The organism is Polaromonas sp. (assembly GCF_041689105.1).
Lineage (GTDB): Bacteria > Pseudomonadota > Gammaproteobacteria > Burkholderiales > Burkholderiaceae_C > Polaromonas.
This window is the reverse complement of the sequence record NZ_JBDNGU010000216.1, coordinates 1-3619: the sequence shown is the minus strand read 5'-3', so window position 1 is coordinate 3619 and position 3619 is coordinate 1. Positions and strand designations below refer to the sequence as shown.

General features: G+C 64.2%; 3 protein-coding genes. All 3 read left to right on the top strand.

What is annotated here, in order from left to right:
• Positions 1–502: crotonase/enoyl-CoA hydratase family protein (locus ACESMT_RS20770; protein WP_372828490.1), on the top strand; the 502-nt coding region annotated here is incomplete at its 5' end.
• Between the two features lie 58 nt (positions 503–560).
• Positions 561–2543 (top strand): feruloyl-CoA synthase, encoded by a 1983-nt coding sequence (locus ACESMT_RS20765; protein ID WP_372828489.1) that lies wholly within the window; start codon positions 561–563, stop codon positions 2541–2543.
• Between the two features lie 102 nt (positions 2544–2645).
• Positions 2646–3619 (top strand): Bug family tripartite tricarboxylate transporter substrate binding protein (locus ACESMT_RS20760; RefSeq protein WP_372828488.1); only part of this gene is annotated, 974 nt, incomplete at its 3' end.

Genomic DNA, 3619 nt, shown 5'->3' with positions numbered 1-3619 from the left:
GTTCGGCCCGGTGCCTGTGATCGCCGCACTGCACGGCGCGGTGGTCGGCGGCGGGCTGGAGCTGGCCAGCGCCTGCCACATCCGCGTGGCTGATGCGACCGCTTTCTACGCGCTGCCCGAGGGCTCGCGCGGCATTTTTGTCGGCGGTGGCGGCTCCGTGCGTATCCCCAAGCTGGTGGGCGTCGCGCGCATGACCGACATGATGCTGACCGGCCGGGTTTACAACGCCGAGGACGGCGAACGTGCCGGTTTTGCGCAGTATCTCGTGCCTGAGAGCCAGGCCTTCGACAAGGCGCTGGACCTGGCGAAACGGGTTGCTGACAACGCGCCGCTGACCAACTATGCGCTGATGCACGCGCTGCCCCGCATCGCCGAGCAACCCGCCGACCAGGGCTTTTTTACCGAATCGCTGATGGCGGCCATTGCGCAGAGCGCGCCCGAGGCCAAGCAGCGCGTGCAGGCTTTCCTGGCTGGCAAGGCCAGTAAGGTCGCCAAGGGCTGAGCGCGCCGCACAGCCACGCACGACACCGAGCGAACAAAGACAGAAGAAACAAAAGAACATGAGCGAGACAAGCGCCCCTTCCCGCGTCAGCCCGGTACCGGTTTACCGCCCGATGGTTTTCGGCGTGACCCGCGTCGAGTTGCGGGACGGCGGGCAAGGCACGCAGTACCTGAAAGCCGACCAGCCGCTGGCAAGTTACGCAAGGCACATGACCGACCAGCTGGTGCACTGGGCGCAAGTCGCGCCCGACCGCAGCTTCGTGGCGCGACGTACAAAAAATGCCGATGGCACACCGGGCGACTGGCGCCACATCAGTTACGCCGAGGCGCTGGCCAGCGCACGCAGCATCGGCCAGGCCTTGCTGGACCGCAGGCTGACCGCGGACCGCCCTGTCGCCATCCTCAGCGAAAACGACCTGGAGCACGCGCTGCTGGCACTGGGTTGCATGTACATTGGCGTGCCCTACTGCCCGGTGTCGCCGGCTTACTCCACCGTCAGCCAGGACTACGACAAGCTGCGGCACGTGCTGGCGACGTTGACGCCCGGCCTGGTGTTCGCCAGCGATGCCGGCCGCTACGGCAAGGCGATTGCGGCCACCGTCGGCCCGGAGGTTGAAGTCGCTATTAATTCAATAGCTGGTAGCGCCCGTCTGGAAAGGGCTACAACCACATTTTACCAGTTACTTTCGACCAAAGCGACGCCGGCTGTGGATGCGGCCATGCAGGCCACTGGCCCGGACACCATCGTCAAGTTTTTGTTCACTTCGGGCTCGACCAAACTGCCCAAGGCGGTCATCAACACCCAGCGCATGTGGTGCGCCAACCAGCAGCAGATGCGCCAGTCGATGCCGGTGCTGGCTGAGCAACCGCTGGTGCTGGTGGACTGGCTGCCGTGGAACCACACCTTTGGCGGCAACCACAATGTCGGCATGACGCTCTACAACGGCGGCACCTTGTACATCGACGACGGCAAACCCACGCCGGCACTGATGGGCGAGACCTTGCGCAACCTGCGCGAAATCGCACCCACGGTGTACTTCAATGTGCCGACCGGCTTCGAGGCGATTGCCAATGCCATGAAGACCGACAACCAGTTGCGCAAGAACCTGCTGTCACGCGTGAAGATGTTTTTCTACGCCGGTGCGGCACTGGCCCAGCCGGTGTGGGACAGCCTGCACCAGACCCAGGAAGCGGAGGTTGATGAGCGCATCGTGATGGGCACTGGCCTGGGCATGACGGAGTCCGGACCTTTCGGGATTTTTGTGACCAGCCCCGACGTGCGGGCTGGCGACCTGGGTGTGCCGACACCGGGACTCGAACTCAAGCTGGTGCCGATGGATGGCAAGACCGAGGTGCGCTACCGCGGCCCCAATATCACGCCAGGTTATTGGCGCGCCCCCGAGGCCACGCAGGAATCGCTGGACGACGAGGGATTCTTTTGTACCGGCGATGCGGTCGCATGGATAGACGACAACGACATTCACAAGGGGCTGAAATTCGACGGCCGCATTGCCGAGGACTTCAAGCTCGCCACCGGCACCTTCGTCAGCGTCGGGCCGCTGCGCGCAAAAATCATCGCGGCCGGCGCGCCGTATGTGCAGGACGCGGTGCTGACCGGCATCCACCTCAAGGAAGTCGGTGCGCTGATCTTCCCGACAGCGGCCTGCCGCGCCCTCAGCGGACTGGATGCCGACGCCCCATTTAAAAACGTTCTTGAAAGCGCGCCGGTCCAGGCCCGCTTCCAGAAGTTGCTCAACGACCTGGCCCAGACATCGACCGGCAGCGCCAGCCACATCGCGCGCGCGCACCTGATGGCCGAGCCGCCATTGATCGACAAGGGTGAAGTCACCGACAAGGGTTCGATCAACCAGCGCGCCGTACTGAATCACCGCGAAGCGCTGGTCCACGCCCTGCACGATGAAAGCGTGGGCTTCATCATCAAGCCCCAGGAGTGGCTGCGTCTCCACACTCACGCTCGTCCGCAGCCCCTCGAGGGCGCGCAAGCCACCTCTGGGACGACCCGGCAGGACCCTGACGCATGAACAAGGAATGGCGTCGCCAGATCAAGCAGGCAGGCTTCGCCGCCGAGTGCTGAGTTCAAAGCTTTCGATTCCCCCTCACTCACCTTTCAAAGGAGACTTGCCATGACCACCCGTCGCCACTTTGTCCAGTCCTCAAGCGCACTTGCCGCGCTCGGTACCTTGCTCCCTCTGGTCGCCCGCGCCCAGGGACTGGAGCAGGTCAAGATCATCAACGGTTTTCCGGCAGGCGGCACGGCCGACGCAACGAGCCGCCGTATCGGCGAACAGTTGCGGGGCAGCAGCTACACCCCGAATGCCGCCGTGGTGGAGAACAAGCCTGGCGCGGGCGGGCGCATCGCCTGCGAAACGGTCAAGAATGCCGCGCCGGACGGGCGCACCCTGCTGCTTACACCGTACTCGTGCACCTCGGTCTACCCGCACATCTACACCAAGCTCAGCTACGACCCGTTCAAGGACTTGATGCCTGTGTCGATTGCCGCAGTCATGCACCACGGCCTGGCGGTCGGGCCCATGGTTCCAGCCTCGGTCAGGACGGTCAAAGACTTTGTCGCCTGGGGCAAGGCCAACCCGGACAAGGCCAGTTATGGCTCGCCGGCAGCTGGTTCGCTGCCGCACTTCCTGGGCGCGCTCCTGAGCAGCTATACCAATGTGCCGATGCAGCATGTGCCCTACCGCGGCTCCGTGCCCGGCGTGACCGACCTGATCGGCGGGCAGCTCGCATCGATGGTCACACCCAGTGGCGATTTTCTGGCCAACCACAAGGCGGGCAAAATCCGCATCCTTGCCACCTCGGGGCCGACTCGTTCGCCGTTCTCGCCTGAAGTGCCCACCTTTGCCGAGCAGGGCTTCGCCGAACTGACGACCGAGGAATGGTTTGGCTTCTATGCCCCGGCAAAAACGCCAGACAACATCATCGACAACGCCAACGCCGCCATCAACGCGGCGCTGAAAAATCCAACGGTCATCAGCAGCCTGGGCACCTTTGGCCTGGTGCCCGCAGGCTCCACCGTGCGCGAGATGGACAAGAGCCAGCGCGACGCGTATTTCCGCTGGGGTCCGCTGGTCAAGCACCTCGG

Bases quoted from the DNA above. Each gene is read 5' to 3' on its own strand.
- ACESMT_RS20765 (WP_372828489.1), top strand. From the start codon at position 561: ATGAGCGAGACAAGCGCCCCTTCCCGCGTCAGCCCGGTACCGGTTTAC.